The sequence below is a fragment of the Streptomyces hyaluromycini genome, from assembly GCF_002217755.1.
Taxonomy (GTDB): Bacteria; Actinomycetota; Actinomycetes; order Streptomycetales; family Streptomycetaceae; genus Streptomyces; species Streptomyces hyaluromycini.
Genome location: NZ_BCFL01000007.1, coordinates 1 through 918, shown reverse-complemented (window position 1 = coordinate 918; position 918 = coordinate 1). Strand labels below are relative to the sequence as shown.

Sequence of the window (918 nt, the reverse complement as noted above, 5' to 3'; positions counted from 1 at the left end):
GTTTGAGCTGCTTGTTTCCGCGCCGGGACGGTTGTTCGCCGTGGATCGAGGAGCCGGAACTGCGGGTTGCGGGCGCGAGGCCGGCGTAGGCGGCGAGGTGGGCGGAGGTCGGGAACGAGGTGCCGTCGCCGACGTCGATGGGGATGCGGGTTCCGGTCCTGACGCCGATCCCCGGCATGGACGTCAGGACCTTCGAAAGAGGGTGGTTCTCCAGCAGTTCCTCGATCCGGGTGGCCAGGAGTTTCCGCTGGTCAAGCACTGCTTGGAGCGAGTTGGCGAGGCTGGGGACGATCAGGGCGGCCGCGTCCGTGCCCGGGACGACGACGGTCTGTTCGTCCAGTGCGGTGAAGATGTCCTCGACGAGCCGGTCGGCCATCCGCGGTGCCTTCGGACGTTTCAGCGCAACGAGCCGCCGACGTCCGGCTGTGCGGATCTGGGCCGGGGAGCCGAACTGGTCGAGGAGCTGGAGCACGGCCGGGTGCTGGACGCGCGGGCCCAGGACCCGTTCCAGCGACGGGTGGATCTGGGTGAGCAGGTCCCGCAGGCGGTTGCTGATGCGGGTTGCTTCCCCGGCCAGGTCGTCGTCGAAGCCGACGATCATCTCCAGCTCGGCGATGGTCTCGTCCTGGAGCTCGACCGAGCGGAGCGTGTGAGGCATGACGCGGGCCGCGTCCGCGATGACGAACGCGTCGCGGGCATCTGTTTTGGCCTCGCCGGGATAGAGGTCGGCGATCCTCCGCATTGTCAGGCCGGGCAGATAGGCGACGGGGCAGCCCATGTCCCGGGCCATTGCCAGCGGCAGAGCCCCGATGGAGGCCGGCTGGTCGACCACGACAAGCACGGTCCCATGCTTGGCCTGCAGTTTGCCGAACACTTCACGGAGCTTGGGCTCGCTGTTGGGCAGCCGCTTGTCGAAGG

General features: G+C 68.4%; 1 protein-coding gene. It reads right to left on the bottom strand.

Features of this window, described 5'->3' with window-relative positions; all coding sequences use genetic code 11:
• The coding region (locus tag SSP29_RS00045; protein WP_089098379.1) for an IS110 family RNA-guided transposase at nt 1–918 on the bottom strand (918 nt) is incomplete at both ends.